This is a genomic window from Rhodococcus coprophilus NBRC 100603 (assembly GCF_001895045.1).
GTDB classification, from domain to species: Bacteria; Actinomycetota; Actinomycetes; order Mycobacteriales; family Mycobacteriaceae; genus Rhodococcus; species Rhodococcus coprophilus.
On sequence record NZ_BDAM01000004.1, the window covers coordinates 1 to 14,684 of the forward strand.

The window sequence follows — 14,684 nt, forward strand, 5'->3', positions numbered from 1 at the left end:
TTCGATCCCGACCGCCCGCGCCAGATCCAGCAGCAACTCCATCGTGCGGGCGGTGACGAGGTGTTTGCTGTAGTCGACCACCAGGTCCCCGGCGACGGCGGTCATCGTGTCGGCACGACCGGGATCAGCGGCGAACAACTCCCGCAGATGCATTCCCCCGATCTCCGCCGAGTGGTCGGACAACTGCTGCCACGGGGTCGATCCGGTCACGTCGCTCATGGAATCGACAGTAGTGTCCACCCCCTTGTGCCGCCGGGTTTGCGTCTTGCGCGGCGCGGGACGCGCATTATGGGGTCCATGGACACATCAGAATTGATCCGGTCCGTGCCCACCGACCTCTTTCTCGGTGGCGAATGGGTGCCGTCCGGAAATCGAGCGACATTTCCCGTCCACGACCCCGCAACGGGCGACGTTCTGGCCGAAGTGGCCGACGCTGCTCCGGAAGACGCCATGCGCGCCCTGGACGCTGCGGTAGCAGCGGGCCGCGACTGGGCCGCGACACCACCGCGTGAGCGAGCAGAACTCCTCCGGACGGTCTGGTCGAAGATCAGCGAACGCGCCGACGACTTCGCGCTGCTCATGACGCTCGAAATGGGTAAGGCGTTGCCCGAGAGTCGCTCCGAAGTCGCCTACGGCACGGAATTCCTCCGGTGGTTCTCCGAGGAAGCGGTACGCATCGCCGGCCGCTACACCCCGGCCCCCGCAGGCAACGGCCGGATTCTCGTCACCAAACAACCGGTCGGCCCGTGCCTGGCGATCACGCCCTGGAACTTCCCGCTCGCGATGGGCACCCGCAAGATCGCACCCGCGCTCGCCGCGGGATGCACGATGCTCGTCAAACCCGCTTCGGAAACGCCGCTGACCCTGCTGCTGCTCGCGCAGATCTTCGCCGAGGCCGGTCTCCCCGCGGGTGTTTTGTCGGTGCTCCCGACTTCCCGCGCCGGTGATGTGACCGGGCCGCTCCTCGAGGATCCGCGACTGCGCAAGCTCACCTTCACCGGTTCGACGGCGGTGGGCCGGGCGCTCGCGGAGAAGGCGGGCCGTTCGCTGTTGCGGACCTCCCTCGAACTCGGTGGGAACGCGCCGTTCGTCGTGTTCGACGACGCCGATCTCGACGCGGCGGTCGAGGGCGCGGTCGCGGCGAAACTGCGCAACGGTGGTGAGGCATGCACCGCTGCGAACCGGTTCCACGTCGCAAATTCCGTGCGCGAAGAGTTCGTCACCAAGCTCACCGAGCGCATGGCGTCGTACCGCCTCGGGCCGGGTACCGATCCCGACACCACGCTCGGGCCGCTGATCAACGAGAACCAGAAGAAGACGGTGATCGAACTGGTCGAAGACGCGGTGGCCGGGGGCGCGAGGGTACGGCTCGGTGGCGAGACCCCGGAGGGCCCGGGATGGTTCTACCCGGCGACCGTGCTCGACGACGTGCCGCGCAGCGCACGCATCCTCCGTGAGGAGGTCTTCGGGCCGGTGGCCGCCGTGACCGGCTTCGACACCGAGGACGAAGCGATCGCGGCCGCCAACGACACCGAGTACGGGCTCGCGGCATACATCTTCACCCGCGACCTGGATCGTGCGCTCCGGGTGTCGGATGCCCTGGAGTCGGGCATCGTCGGCGTCAATCGGGGAGTGGTGTCGGATGTAGCCGCACCGTTCGGCGGGATCAAGTCCTCGGGCGTCGGCCGTGAGGGCGGAACCGAAGGTATCGAGGAATACCTCGAGACCAAATACATCGCGCTGCGGTAACGAAACGTCCCTCGGTCGCTACGCTCACGGGCCGGACATCGCCGACGACGACCCGTTCGGACGGTGGAAGGCCGTGAGCTAGTGGCCGAGGCGCCCGCGGCCGAGGCGCAGCAGGAGCATCGCGAGGGTGTGGCCTTCCTGACCCAACTCGCTGAAGCGCTCGAGCACCCTCATCTCACGGCTGTGAACGAGGCGGGTGCCGCCGGACGCCATCCGGGTGCGGCCGATGATGCGAGAGACCTCGGTGCGCCGCTTGACCGCGGCCAGGATCTCGGCGTCGAGGCGGTCGATCTCCTTGCGGAGTTCATCGATCTCGGCCTCGGTGGTGGGCACTGCGTCGGCGGTGTCGCCGGAAAGAGCAGCGTCGGTGTTGGCGTTCAATGTCATCTCCTCGCGTCAGCGCTGGCCGTCCGACCGGTGAAGGGCGCATGACATAACGTCCAGTTTGCCACCGTGTCAATCCGCGGCCAAGTCGGGGATTCGCTGTCGGACGGGTCCGGTAGTTTGGTAGAACGATGAACACTCCCGTTGCTCCCGCCCATACGGCCCCCGACTCGGACGCTCTCCTCGAGGGACTCAATCCACAACAACGGGAAGCGGTAACACACGAGGGTGGGCCGTTGCTCATCGTTGCCGGCGCGGGCTCGGGTAAGACGGCAGTGCTCACGCGGCGGATCGCCTATCTGCTGGCCGAGCGGGGTGTCGCACCGGGTCAGGTGCTCGCCATCACCTTCACCAACAAGGCCGCGGCGGAAATGCGGGAGCGTGTCGCTGCTCTGGTCGGGCCCCGTGCCCTGTCGATGTGGGTCTCGACCTTCCACTCGAGCTGTGTCCGGATTCTGCGCGCGCAGGCGAGCCTGCTGCCCGGTATGAACTCCAACTTCACGATCTACGACGCCGACGATTCCCGTCGCCTGCTGACGATGATCGCGAAAGACCTCGAACTCGACACCAAGAAGTACTCACCGCGACTGCTCTCCACGCAGATCTCCAACCTCAAGAACGAGTTGATCGGCCCGGAGGAAGCAGCGGCGGGTGTCGGCGCCGACGCGTCCGAACTGGAGCGGATCGTGGCGCGGGTCTACGCCATCTACCAGCAGCGCCTCCGCGCCGCGAACGCCTTCGACTTCGACGACCTGATCGGCGAGACCGTGGCGCTGCTGCAGGCCCACCCGGACATCGCCGAGTACTACCGCCGACGCTTCCGGCACGTGCTGGTCGACGAGTACCAGGACACGAACCATGCGCAGTACGTGCTGGTCCGCACGCTGGTGGGCGACCCGGACGAAGACGCCGCCGTCGAGCCCAGCGAACTGTGTGTCGTCGGCGACGCCGACCAGTCGATCTATGCGTTCCGCGGCGCGACCATCCGCAACATCGAGGAGTTCGAGCGCGACTATCCGCAGGCTCGCACGATCCTGCTCGAGCAGAACTACCGGTCGACGCAGAACATCCTCTCCGCCGCGAACGCGGTCATCTCCCGCAACACGGGTCGCCGCGACAAGCGTCTGTGGACCGACTCCGGCGAGGGCGATCTCGTGGTCGGATATGTCGCCGACAACGAGCACGACGAGGCGCGGTTCGTCGCGGCCGAGATCGACCGCCTCGTCGACGAGGGCATCAAGTTCTCCGACATCGCGGTGTTCTATCGCACCAACAACGCATCCCGGGCCTTCGAGGACGTGTTCATCCGCCACGGTGTGCCGTACAAGGTCGTCGGTGGCGTGCGGTTCTACGAGCGCAAGGAGGTGCGCGACATCGTGGCGTACCTCAAGGTTCTCGACAATCCCGACGACACCGTGAGCCTGCGCCGCGTTCTCAACACGCCTCGACGTGGCATCGGCGACCGTGCCGAGGCCTGCGTGGCCGTGCACGCGGAGCGTCTCGGCATCGGGTTCGGGGAGGCGCTGCGTGATGCCGCCGAGGGCAAGGTCGCCCTGTTGAACACCCGCGCGCAGAAGGCGATCGCCGGCTTCGTGGAGCTTCTCGACGACCTGCGGGCGATGCTCGTGGTCTCCGATGCGGACGGTAACGACGCCGTCGACATCGGCGACGTGGTCGAGGCGATCCTCGAACGCACCGGCTACAGTTCCGAACTCGCAGCCAGCGACGATCCGCAGGACGGAGCCCGGCTCGACAATCTCAACGAACTCGTCAGCGTGGCAAGGGAATTCAGTTCCGATGTGCGCAATGCGGCGGGTATCGAGGATGTCGGCCGTGAGGAAGGCGACCCGGATCCCGGATCGCTCGCGGCCTTCCTGGAGAAGGTCTCGCTGGTCGCCGACGCCGATCAGATTCCCGAAAACCAGGACGGTGTGGTCACTTTGATGACCCTCCACACCGCGAAGGGGCTCGAGTTCCCGGTGGTGTTCGTGACCGGATGGGAAGACGGGCAGTTCCCGCACATGCGTGCGCTCGGTGATCCGGCCGAGCTGTCGGAAGAGCGACGGCTGGCGTACGTCGGCATCACGCGTGCGCGTCGTCGTCTCTACGTCAGCCGGGCCGTGCTGCGCTCGTCGTGGGGACAGCCCGTCACCAACCCGGAATCCCGTTTCCTGCAAGAGATTCCGCAGCACCTGATTGAGTGGAAGCGCACCGATCCGGGGCCCGGGCGTGGGCACGCCATCGGTTCCGGTACCGGGTCGAGGTTCGGTGCGGGCGAGCAGAGGTCGTCGTCGCCGAGCTTCGGGGCGCCGCGCGGACGCAACAATCATCTCGTTCTCGATGTCGGTGACCGGGTGAGCCACGACAAGTACGGGCTGGGGACGGTTCTGGAGAAGAATGGTTCCGGTCCCACCGCCACGGTGGTCATCGATTTCGGAAGTGCCGGAAAGGTTCGGCTGATGCTGGTGGGCGGAGTCCCGATGATCAAGCTTTAGCCCGCCAGGCCTCTGAGCCTGCCCGTGCTCTAGCTTGCCAATGCTCTGAGCCGACCGAGGTTCGCGTCGGCCAGGCTCTGAGCAGCCTGGAGAAGGAGGGCGCGTCGGCGCGTGTCAGCGAACGCGGTGGGGCGGTCGAACGCGGTGGGGCGGTCGAACGCGGTGGGGCGTGCGATCAGTGGCGGTTGCTGCCGGGCGCGATGCCCCGGGTAGCGAGCCACGGCACCGGGTCGATCTTGTCGACGCCGTTGAGATGGACCTCGAAGTGCAGGTGGGGGCCGGTGGAGAAGCCGCGGTTGCCCATCGTGGCGATCTGATCGCCGGCCAGGACCTGCTGCCCCACGCTGACCAGCGACTGGTCGATGTGTCCGTAGACGGTGACCGTGCCGTCGGCGTGCAGCAACCGGATCCACATGCCGAAACCGGATGCCGGACCTGAATCGATGACCTCGCCGTCGGCGACCGCGAGGATCGGAGTCCCGATCGGGCCTGCGATATCGATGCCGGCGTGGAGGGTGCCCCAACGGGCGCCGTAGTTGGAGGTGAACGCACCGATTGCGGGAAGGGCGAACAGCGGCCGGCGGGCGGCGGCTTCGCGCGCTGCCCGTTCCTCGCTGAAACGCTCACCCTTGGCGAGGAGGTTCGAGAACTGCGACAGGTCGTTGGGGTCGGCGATGTTGAGCACCTGAGGTGCCTGAGAGGGCGCCGAGCCCGTGCTCTCGGAAGCGAACTGTGCGGCCTGCGGGACCGCGGTGGCCGTGATGACCGAGGAATCGCTGCTGTCCGCGGCGAGGGCAACCTGGGCGTGGTCGGCGTTCTGGCCGGGCGAACCGTTGGTGGCTGCTTGGCCTGCGGCGACCACAGCGCCGGCGGCGACGGCGAAGACTGCGGCGCGGCCCTTGAGGGCGGCCGGGGGAGTGGGCACCCGGTGCGCTCCACCGCGACGAGCGGGGGCGGTGGTATCTGCCGAATCCGTGACGTCGGGAGTCTCGGCGTAGTAGGTCGGCTCGGAGGTCAGGCCGGTCGTGCGGAAATCGATGGTCGCTGTGGTCCAAGCGTTCCAGTCGTCCGGTGCCGTTTCGGGCCGGCGGGCGTGGCTTTCGGCAATCGGGCTGCCTGGGCGCATCGCCATCCTCCGTTTCGTGACCTCATCGTTACTTGACCAGAGGGACGGTAACGAAACGATCGCAAGCAGGGCAACCTATAACGCAATACTGACGCCTTATGTGAGCGGCATCACAGTTATGTGCTGGGGAAAGTGGGAATTGGCCCGAAGGTCACGTATCGAAACACCCAATGCATTTTGCAATGCGAAGGAGTGCCGCAGACCCTCGGCGGGTCTCGAGGGGACCGGTCGCGGCGCCGACGGCGACGCCTGTCATTCTGGGGACGGTGCTCCTCTTGGTTGCGGCGTTCTCACATTCCCGGAGGAAACCCGTGAGCTGACCCCCGGCGTACGCAACTCCGTGACATGGGCCACATGGCCGGAGAGCGGACGTTTCGTGGGGCGTCCATGTAACTAGAGTCCGAACCGGCCCGCTCAATACCCCCGAGCGGGCGTGAACGCAGACGAGACGGTGAGCAGATGGATCTCTTCGAATACCAGGCGAAGGAACTCTTCGCCAAGCATGACGTGCCGACGTCGGCCGGGCGTGTTACAGACACGGTCGCCGGAGCCCGCGAGATCGCCGAGGAAGTCGGCAAGCCCGTGATGGTCAAGGCACAGGTCAAGGTCGGCGGCCGCGGCAAGGCCGGAGGCGTGAAGTACTCCGCCGACGTCGACGCCGCCGTGGCCAACGCCGAGGCCATCCTGGGCCTCGACATCAAGGGCCATGTCGTGAAGAAGCTGCTGGTCGCAGAGGCGAGTGACATCGCCGAGGAGTACTACATCTCCTTCCTGCTCGACCGCACCAACCGCACCTACCTGGCGATGTGCTCGGTCGAGGGTGGCGTCGAGATCGAGGTCACCGCCGAGGAGAACCCGGACGCCCTCGCGAAGATCCCGGTGGACGCGGTCAAGGGTGTCGACCTCGCCTTCGCGCGCGAGATCGCCGAGGCCGGCAAGCTGCCCGCCGAGGTGCTCGACGCCGCGGCCAACACCATCCAGAAGCTGTGGGAGGTGTTCATCAAGGAGGACGCGCTCCTCGTCGAGGTGAACCCCCTCGTCCGTACCCCGGACGATCAGATCCTGGCACTCGACGGCAAGGTGACGCTCGACGAGAACGCTGCCTTCCGTCAGCCCGGCCACGAGGCTTTCGAGGATCGGGACGCCACCGATCCGCTCGAGCTCAAGGCCAAGGAGAACGACCTCAACTACGTCAAGCTCGACGGCGAGGTCGGCATCATCGGTAACGGCGCCGGCCTGGTCATGTCGACCCTGGACGTCGTCGCCTACGCAGGTGAGAAGCACGGCGGCGTCAAGCCCGCCAACTTCCTCGACATCGGTGGCGGAGCCTCGGCTGCCGTCATGGCTGCCGGCCTGGACGTCATCCTGAACGACGCGCAGGTCAAGAGCGTGTTCGTGAACGTCTTCGGTGGCATCACCGCGTGTGACGCCGTTGCCAACGGCATCGTCGGCGCACTGGAGACGCTGGGCGACGAGGCCAACAAGCCGCTGGTCGTCCGTCTCGACGGCAACAACGTCGAGGAGGGTCGCCGCATCCTCTCCGAGGCCAACCACCCGCTGGTCACGGTCGTCGCCACCATGGACGAGGCTGCCGACAAGGCTGCCGAACTCGCCTTCGCAGCGAAGTAAAGGGACACACAGAACAATGGCAATCTTCCTTACCAAGGATTCCAAGGTCATCGTCCAGGGCATCACCGGCGGCGAGGGCACCAAGCACACCGCCCTCATGCTCAAGGCCGGCACCCAGGTTGTCGGCGGCGTCAACGCCCGCAAGGCCGGCACCACCGTCTCGCACACCGACAAGGACGGCAACTCCGTCGAGCTGCCGGTCTTCGGGACCGTCGCCGAGGCCATGAAGGAGACTGGCGCGGACGTCTCGATCGCGTTCGTTCCCCCGGCCTTCGCCAAGGACGCCATCGTCGAGGCGATCGACGCCGAGATCCCGCTCCTCGTCGTCATCACCGAGGGCATCCCGGTGCAGGACTCCGCCTACGCGTGGGCCTACAACGTCGACAAGGGCGAGAAGACCCGCATCATCGGCCCCAACTGCCCCGGCATCATCACCCCGGGTGAGGCGCTGGTCGGCATCACCCCGGCGAACATCGCCGGCAAGGGCCCGGTCGGTCTCGTGTCGAAGTCGGGCACCCTGACCTACCAGATGATGTTCGAACTCCGTGAGTACGGTTTCTCGACCGCCATCGGCATCGGCGGCGACCCGGTCATCGGCACCACCCACATCGACGCGATCGCTGCGTTCGAGAAGGATCCCGAGACCAAGGTCATCGTGATGATCGGTGAGATCGGTGGCGACGCCGAAGAGCGCGCAGCCGATTACATCAAGGCCAATGTGACCAAGCCGGTCGTCGGCTACGTCGCAGGCTTCACCGCCCCGGAGGGCAAGACCATGGGCCACGCCGGCGCCATCGTCTCCGGCTCCTCGGGCACCGCTCAGGCCAAGAAGGACGCCCTCGAGGCAGCCGGTGTGAAGGTCGGCAAGACGCCGTCCGAGACCGCCGCTCTCGCGCGCGAAATCCTGCAGTCGCTGTAAATTTCCGCACTGCGTGGCCTCTGCCCGTGTGCGTCCCCGGTAGTTCTGCTACCCGGGATGCGCACGGGCAGTGTGCATTTACGGGCAGCATGAATTTCGGTACCTACGCGTCGACCCATTGGTGACCGGTCGGCGTCAGGTCACCCGACCCCGACGTGATCGACGCGACCGTCGCGGTGAGACTCTCGACGTCCGCGGTCGCGACGGTCAGCACCGCACGATCGCCGTAGGACACGCCGAGCACACTCACCCCACGCTGCCGTAGTTCGGCTTCCACACGGCCGGCGTCGGCGTGATCGACCTCCAGTTCGAACATCTCCCGCCGGACGCGCGCGACCGGACGCACCGAATCGAGTGCGGCGGTGACCGCCCCCGAATACGCGCGCACGAGTCCGCCCGCCCCCAGTTTGATGCCGCCGAACCATCGGGTCACCACCACGGCCACGTTCACCAGGTCGCGGTGGTGCAGCACCTGCAACATCGGTATCCCTGCGGTTCCGCCCGGTTCGCCGTCGTCGCTGGACCGCTCTGCCCGCGTCGTCTGCTCGTCCCCGACGACGAACGCCCAGCAGTGGTGGCGCGCATCGGGATACAGCCGCCGTTGGTCCTCCACGAAGGCCAGGGCTGCCTCCGTGGACTCCACGCGACGGAGTGCTGCGAGGAATCGTGAGCGTTTGACCTCGGTTTCGACGACGACATCCCGACCGGGGGCAAAAGTGTGCGGCATGGCCCCATTCTCGCGGGTCGTGCCTAGGCTGGTACGCAGGAGAGGGACGACCGCCGAATCGACAGCAGGAGGACCGATGAATTTCCCCGCAGGGCAATCCACCCCGAGCAAGGTGGTCCCGCTGCTGCTGCCCCTTGTGGTCGCCGCGCTCGGCGTCGTGAACTTTCTCCTCGGTCTCGCGCCGTACGTGAGCATCACCTTCGGCTCCCGCGTCGCGCTGTCGTCGTTCGATTTCGGGTTTGCCGTCGTACCTCTGGCCTTCCTGCTGCTCGGTGGTGTGAGCGCCGCGCTCTCGTTGCTGCCGGGGCAGGATCTCCGGGCCGTCGCGGTGGTCGCGTCGGGAGTGGGGTTCGTGACGTCGCTCTTCCAGTTGTTCCACCTGCCGGAGGACACAGGGATCGCCTGGGGCGGGGTGACGATTCTCGTCTTCGGTTTCGTGCAGTCCGCGCTGGCCGTGGTCACTCTGCTGTTCGGTCTCGGCATCCTGGTTCCCGGACGCTCGACTCGACAGACCGGTGGCGCACAGGGCTACCAGCAGCAAGGTGCGCAGCAGCAAGGGCCGGGTCAGCAGAGCGCCCAGCAATTCGGTGCCCAGCAGTTCCCGGGTCAGCAGTACAGCGGTCAGCAGTACGGTGCCCAGTACCCGGGTCAGCAGTACGGCAGCCAACAGCAGTTCCCGGGTCAGCAGTACAGCGGCCAGCAGTACGGTGCCCAGTACCCGGGTCAGCAGTACGGCAGCCAACAGCAGTTCCCGGGTCAGCAGTACAGCGGCCAGCAGTACGGCGGTCAGCAGTACGGCGGTCAGCAGTACCCCGCTCAGCAGGGCAGTGGTGAGCAGGGCGGCGGTGAGCAGGGCGGCGGTCAGCAGGGCGGCCAGCAGTACCCGAGTCAGTCCGGCGCCCAGCAGTATCCCGCGGGCCGGCAGACCGGCGATCAGCCGTTCGCCGGTGCGCAGCAGCACGGTGGCCAGTTCGGTCAGCAGAGCACCGGTGAACAGCACACCGGTGACCAGGAACGCACGCAGCGGTTCACGGCAGCCCAGTACGGGCAGCAGCCCGACCGGTACGCACAGTCGCCTTCCGATGCGGGTACGTCGTCCGAGAACGAGCAGCCCGAAGCGGAACGTGCGGAGACCCACCGGCCGGAAGGCGCTCCGCAGCAGCACGACGCGTCCTCCTCGTCGCACTCCACCAGCGATGCCGAGCACACAGGTGAGTCCGAGAGTTCGACGACCGGCGAGCCCGCGCCGACCGAGGTGTTCCGTGCCCCGGGCGACCAAGGTGATCGGCGCGCCTGACACCATCGGAGACACGTCGGTGACACCCTCGACTCGATGACTTCGACGCTCGGCCGGTCGACCCGGCACGCTCCCTCCGAGGACGACCACCTCGATCCGGAGCGGTTCCGCATCCTGGTCGGTACCGCAGCCCGTCTTCCGGCGGTGACGGTGGCGGTGGTCGCCACCGTCATGGTCACCACCCTGGTGGTCGCGAACAGTGACCTGACCGGGGTCTACGCCGCGGTTGCGGGGGCCTGGCTGGCGCTGCACCAGGTGACACTCACGATCGACGGCACGTCACTGGGTGTGCTTCCCCTGCTCCCCACGGGCCTTCTGGTGTGGCTCTCGGCCCGCGGGGCCGGCTCCGCGGCAGACGCCGTGGTTGCGTACACCGGCTATCGACTCGAAGGTCGCGATATCGCGCGCATCACCGCGGCGACCCTGGCCGGTCCGCTCATCGTCACGGTGATCGCGCTCGTCGTGATGCAGGATGCCTCGGCCGTGCTTCCCGTCGCCTCCCCGAACCCCGCGGCAGCTCTGGCGTGGGTGACGGGCCTGTACCTCCTCGCGGCGTTGCTGGGTATCGGCTCGCGCACATGGCGACCCGCGGTCAGCCGGTACGGGGTGCCGGAATGGCTCGTGCTGTCGGTGCGTCCCGCGGCGCGGGCAGTGCTCGGCATGTTCGCGGTGGGCGGTGTCCTGGTCGTGGCGGGGCTCGTATGGTCGTGGACCACGGTCGGCGATCTGCTGGCTCGCGGTGAAAGCTGGACGGGTGTTCTCGGGCTCACCGTCCTGTCGATCCTGTACCTCCCGAATCTGGTGATCGGTGCGTCCGCTCTGCTGGCGGGAAGCACCGTCCAGTTCGGGCAGGTTCGTCTGAGTCTCTTCGAAGCCTCCGGCGGTGATCTTCCTGCTCTTCCGATCCTCGCGGCGATCCCTGCCGGGCCGGCGCACGCGTTGTGGCCGGTACTGCTCGCGGTCCCCGCGACGGTCGGCGCTCTGCTCGGCCGATTCGCCGCGCAACGAACGCTCCAGGCGCAGGCGGACGGGGCACCCGTGGGAAGCCTCGACGCGGCGCGGACTGTTCTGGCGGCTGCCGGGGCTGCCGGGCTGGTCACCGCCGCGATCACCTGGGCGGCGGGTGGGCCGCTCGGGATATTCGGCGTCGTCGGCGCCAACTGGTGGCTCGCCGGCGTGCTCGTGTTCGCGTGGGCGGGGCTTCTCGGGCTCATCGTCGCGCAACTGCTCATGTGGCGGGAGGGCCGGCTGGCCGCCGCCTCGCTCGACATCGGTCACGAGACGATGGACTACGAGGACGACGAGGACTGGGACGCCGACACCGACCCGGATCTCGATACCGACGGTCAGGAAGACGTCGACGCCGAACTCGACCCGCTCGAAGACGACCGCCAGGAGGACGAAGAGGAACCCGACTCGGCTCACGAGGTGGAGGCCGCCGACGGCGCCGGTGCCGAAGCAGCCGACGACGCCGTCCCGACGAAGGGCACCGAGGCAGAGTCGGAGAAGGGGAGCGCGGCGGAGCAGGAGAAGGGCACCGCGGCGGAGCCGGAGAAGGGCACCGCGGCGGAGCCGGAGAAGGGCACCGCGGCGAAGCCGGAGGTCGAGGGCAAGCGCGGGAAGACCGCCGACTAGGCTTTCACTCGGCCGGTTTGTCGGCCGACCCCTCGAGTTCCAGGAGTAGTGCCCTGACTGCCTCGCGTGACCAGCTGCCGCCCACCGCGCCGGCGCGGCTCGTCGTTCTCGCTTCCGGAACGGGGAGCTTGCTCGCGTCGTTGCTCGACGCGGCCCGCGACGCCGGCTACCCCGCGCACGTGGTCGCCGTCGGTGTGGACCGCGAATGCCGTGCCGAGGAGCATGCCGCGGCAGCCGGTGTCCCCGTCTTCCGGGTCGCGTTGCGTGACTATGCGGACCGGGCCGCCTGGGATCGCGCACTCACCGAGGCAGTCGCGGAGTTCGAGCCCGATCTCGTGGTGACCGCAGGATTCATGAAGATCCTGGGTTCGGCGTTCCTCGACCGATTCGGCGGTCGCATCATCAATACGCATCCGGCACTGCTGCCGTCGTTCCCCGGAGCGCATGCGGTGCCCGATGCGCTCGCGTACGGCGTGAAGGTCACAGGCTCGACCGTGCACCTCGTCGACGGGGGAGTCGATACCGGCCCGGTGCTCGCGCAGGAACCGGTGCCCGTGCTCGAGGGCGACGACGAAGCGAGCTTGCACGAACGAATCAAGGTTGTGGAGCGACGGCTGCTGGCAGAAGTGGTCGCCGCCGTCGCCACCCGTGGAGTTGTTTCCGATGGACGAAAGGCCGTGATCCCCGGTGACCGAACGTAAGACTGTGCGCCGCGCGCTGGTCAGCGTGTACGACAAGAGCGGACTCGTGGAACTGGCGACAGGGCTCCACAAGGCGGGAGTCGAGTTGGTCTCGACCGGCTCCACCGCGGCGACGATCGCCGGAGCGGGCGTGCCCGTGACGAAAGTGGAGGAGCTCACCGGTTTCCCGGAGTGCCTCGAGGGTCGCGTGAAGACGCTGCACCCGCGTGTCCACGCCGGCATCCTCGCCGACACCCGCAAGCAGGACCACCTCGACCAGATCGCCGACCTCGGCATCGAGGCGTTCGAATTGGTCGTGGTGAACCTCTACCCGTTCACGGAGACGGTCGCTTCGGGTGCGAGCCCCGACGAGTGCGTCGAGCAGATCGACATCGGTGGGCCGTCCATGGTTCGCGCCGCTGCGAAGAACCATCCGTCGGTGGCCGTGGTCGTGGATCCCGCCGTGTACGGCGATGTCCTCGAAGCGGTCGAGGGTGGCGGCTTCACCCTCGAGCAGCGCAAGCGCCTCGCTGCGCAGGCGTTTCAGCACACGGCGGCCTACGACGTGGCTGTCGCGAGCTGGATGAACAGCGGCTATGCGGTCGCGGACGAGGATTCCAAGTTCCCGGCCTGGGCCGGCGCCACGTGGACGCGCGCGAATGTGCTGCGCTACGGGGAGAATCCGCACCAGGCTGCCGCGCTGTACGTGGACGAGTCGGGTGAGCCGGGACTCGCGCAGGCCGAGCAGTTCCACGGCAAAGAAATGTCGTACAACAACTATCAGGACGCCGACGCAGCGTGGCGTGCCGCGCACGATCACAACGAGCCGTGTGTCGCGATCATCAAGCATGCGAACCCCTGTGGCATCGCGATCGCCGACGACATCGCGACCGCTCACCGCAACGCCCACGAATGCGACCCGGTGTCGGCATTCGGTGGCGTGATCGCCGCGAACCGTGAGGTGAGCGTGAAGATGGCGGAGCAGGTCGCCGAGATCTTCACGGAGGTCATCATTGCGCCGTCGTACGCGGACGGCGCGGTGGAGGTGCTCTCCCGCAAGAAGAACATCCGGATTCTGCGGGCCGACTCGCCGAAGTCGTCGCAGATCGAGATGCGTCAGATTTCCGGCGGACTCCTGCTCCAGGAACGCGACGCGCTCGACGCCGAGGGGGATTCACCCGCCAACTGGCAGCTCGCGTGCGGTGAGGCCGCGGACGAGGCGACCCTGCGCGATCTCGAGTTCGCGTGGCGCACGGTGCGCGCCGTCAAGTCCAACGCGATTCTGCTGGTCAAGGATGGCGCCACCGTCGGAGTCGGCATGGGTCAGGTCAACCGCGTCGATTCGTCGCGTCTCGCTGTGACGCGTGCAGGAGACCGCGTGGTGGGTTCTGTCGCCGCGTCGGACGCGTTCTTCCCGTTCGCGGACGGTCTGCAGGTGCTCACCGAAGCCGGTGTGAAGGCCGTCGTTCAGCCCGGCGGGTCCGTGCGCGACAACGAGGTCATCGAGGCAGCACGCGAAGCCGGAGTGACCCTGTATCTGACGGGTGCTCGCCACTTCGCTCACTGACGGAACTCTCGGACGGCGCCGCCCCTGGCGCACGTGCCTGCAGGTCAGGCAGCGTGCGAGTGGGCGGCGCCGTCGTACGTGGAGTCGCTTCCCCGGGATCCGCGACCCTCGGAGATGACGAGGCGTGCAGCACCTCGGTCGAGGAGTTCGCGGATCAGATCTGCTGCGGCAGCACCGTTTTCGGTGCCGGCGACGCGGCTGAGATCGATGGTGATCGCGTGACCGGTCAGATCGCCGGGGAGGTCCTCGGGGAGGGATCCGCCAGGGTCGATGCGGAGTTTCATGATGTATCTCCTGTCAGGGAATGAAAGCTGTGGGGATAAGAAAGGGCACCCGGGGCGATGTGCCCGGGTGCCCGAGAGGGAGTCGTCGTGTGACTTCTATTCTCGGGGTTGCCTCGCGGCGAAGGGCGCGTGGAAATGCATAAACGGTACGGGGCAGCCGATGACATGCATGTGCTTGAATCGCATCGAACC

General features: G+C 67.3%; 12 protein-coding genes and 1 pseudogene. 8 read left to right on the forward strand and 5 right to left on the reverse strand.

The genetic code is table 11. The annotated features are described in order from the left end of the window. Positions 1–219 (reverse strand): annotated as a pseudogene (locus RDCOP1_RS08455) (glucose-6-phosphate isomerase); the annotation flags it as partial. Positions 220–297: 78 nt separating this feature from the next. Here RDCOP1_RS08455 and RDCOP1_RS08460 point away from each other — a divergent pair. Then, complete coding sequence (locus RDCOP1_RS08460; RefSeq protein ID WP_072699704.1) at positions 298–1,749, forward strand: NAD-dependent succinate-semialdehyde dehydrogenase; 1,452 nt, start codon at positions 298–300, stop codon at positions 1,747–1,749. A gap of 78 nt (positions 1,750–1,827) precedes the next feature. Here RDCOP1_RS08460 and RDCOP1_RS08465 read toward each other — a convergent pair whose 3' ends face one another. Beyond that, entirely contained in the window at positions 1,828–2,136 is a 309-nt protein-coding gene (locus RDCOP1_RS08465; RefSeq protein WP_174555788.1) for a chorismate mutase, read from the reverse strand. A 128-nt stretch (positions 2,137–2,264) separates the two neighbouring features. On the opposite strand from RDCOP1_RS08465, the gene pcrA reads away from it, so the two are divergent. Beyond that, entirely contained in the window at positions 2,265–4,628 is a 2,364-nt protein-coding gene (gene pcrA, locus RDCOP1_RS08470) for a DNA helicase PcrA (RefSeq protein ID WP_072699705.1), read from the forward strand. Between the two features lie 175 nt (positions 4,629–4,803). Here the strand turns inward: pcrA and RDCOP1_RS08475 are convergent, their stop codons facing one another. After that, on the reverse strand, positions 4,804–5,760 hold the full coding sequence (locus RDCOP1_RS08475; RefSeq protein WP_084722512.1) for a M23 family metallopeptidase: 957 nt from the start codon (positions 5,758–5,760) through the stop codon (positions 4,804–4,806). Positions 5,761–6,213: 453 nt separating this feature from the next. On the opposite strand from RDCOP1_RS08475, the gene sucC reads away from it, so the two are divergent. Further along, positions 6,214–7,383 carry an ADP-forming succinate--CoA ligase subunit beta gene (gene sucC / locus RDCOP1_RS08480; RefSeq protein ID WP_072699706.1) on the forward strand — a complete coding sequence of 390 codons (1,170 nt, stop codon included), beginning with the start codon at positions 6,214–6,216 and terminating at the stop codon, positions 7,381–7,383. Positions 7,384–7,399: 16 nt separating this feature from the next. Then, complete coding sequence (gene sucD, locus RDCOP1_RS08485) at positions 7,400–8,302, forward strand: succinate--CoA ligase subunit alpha (protein WP_072699707.1); 903 nt, start codon at positions 7,400–7,402, stop codon at positions 8,300–8,302. A gap of 103 nt (positions 8,303–8,405) precedes the next feature. On the opposite strand, the gene RDCOP1_RS08490 is transcribed toward sucD, so the two are convergent. Continuing rightward, a complete protein-coding gene (locus RDCOP1_RS08490) occupies positions 8,406–9,029 on the reverse strand; it encodes an IMPACT family protein (protein WP_072699708.1) in 624 nt (207 codons plus the stop codon). Positions 9,030–9,105: 76 nt separating this feature from the next. Between RDCOP1_RS08490 and RDCOP1_RS08495 the strand changes: the two genes are divergently transcribed. The 4 genes from RDCOP1_RS08495 to purH are packed head-to-tail and all read left to right on the forward strand — an operon-like array spanning position 9,106 to position 14,208. Then, positions 9,106–10,326 carry a DUF5336 domain-containing protein gene (locus RDCOP1_RS08495; protein WP_072699709.1) on the forward strand — a complete coding sequence of 407 codons (1,221 nt, stop codon included), beginning with the start codon at positions 9,106–9,108 and terminating at the stop codon, positions 10,324–10,326. Between the two features lie 36 nt (positions 10,327–10,362). Continuing rightward, positions 10,363–11,961 carry a cell division protein PerM gene (locus RDCOP1_RS08500; protein ID WP_231922993.1) on the forward strand — a complete coding sequence of 533 codons (1,599 nt, stop codon included), beginning with the start codon at positions 10,363–10,365 and terminating at the stop codon, positions 11,959–11,961. Positions 11,962–11,978: 17 nt separating this feature from the next. Next, positions 11,979–12,662 carry a phosphoribosylglycinamide formyltransferase gene (purN, locus tag RDCOP1_RS08505; protein WP_169848863.1) on the forward strand — a complete coding sequence of 228 codons (684 nt, stop codon included), beginning with the start codon at positions 11,979–11,981 and terminating at the stop codon, positions 12,660–12,662. Next, positions 12,649–14,208 (forward strand): bifunctional phosphoribosylaminoimidazolecarboxamide formyltransferase/IMP cyclohydrolase, encoded by a 1,560-nt coding sequence (gene purH, locus RDCOP1_RS08510; protein ID WP_072699710.1) that lies wholly within the window; start codon positions 12,649–12,651, stop codon positions 14,206–14,208. The genes purN and purH overlap by 14 nt, the downstream gene beginning before the upstream one ends. A gap of 44 nt (positions 14,209–14,252) precedes the next feature. Here purH and RDCOP1_RS08515 read toward each other — a convergent pair whose 3' ends face one another. Beyond that, positions 14,253–14,492, reverse strand: a complete 240-nt coding sequence (locus tag RDCOP1_RS08515; RefSeq protein ID WP_072699711.1) for a hypothetical protein — start codon at positions 14,490–14,492, stop codon at positions 14,253–14,255. Positions 14,493–14,684: the final 192 nt, after the last annotated feature.

Excerpts from the sequence above, each read along its gene's own strand:
- RDCOP1_RS08460 (WP_072699704.1), top strand. The coding sequence starts at position 298 with ATGGACACATCAGAATTGATCCGGTCCGTGCCCACCGACCTCTTTCTC.
- RDCOP1_RS08465 (WP_174555788.1), bottom strand. The coding sequence starts at position 2,136 with ATGACATTGAACGCCAACACCGACGCTGCTCTTTCCGGCGACACCGCC.
- pcrA (WP_072699705.1), top strand. The coding sequence starts at position 2,265 with ATGAACACTCCCGTTGCTCCCGCCCATACGGCCCCCGACTCGGACGCT.
- RDCOP1_RS08475 (WP_084722512.1), bottom strand. The coding sequence starts at position 5,760 with ATGGCGATGCGCCCAGGCAGCCCGATTGCCGAAAGCCACGCCCGCCGG.
- sucC (WP_072699706.1), top strand. The coding sequence starts at position 6,214 with ATGGATCTCTTCGAATACCAGGCGAAGGAACTCTTCGCCAAGCATGAC.
- sucD (WP_072699707.1), top strand. The coding sequence starts at position 7,400 with ATGGCAATCTTCCTTACCAAGGATTCCAAGGTCATCGTCCAGGGCATC.
- RDCOP1_RS08490 (WP_072699708.1), bottom strand. The coding sequence starts at position 9,029 with ATGCCGCACACTTTTGCCCCCGGTCGGGATGTCGTCGTCGAAACCGAG.
- RDCOP1_RS08495 (WP_072699709.1), top strand. The coding sequence starts at position 9,106 with ATGAATTTCCCCGCAGGGCAATCCACCCCGAGCAAGGTGGTCCCGCTG.
- RDCOP1_RS08500 (WP_231922993.1), top strand. The coding sequence starts at position 10,363 with ATGACTTCGACGCTCGGCCGGTCGACCCGGCACGCTCCCTCCGAGGAC.
- RDCOP1_RS08515 (WP_072699711.1), bottom strand. The coding sequence starts at position 14,492 with ATGAAACTCCGCATCGACCCTGGCGGATCCCTCCCCGAGGACCTCCCC.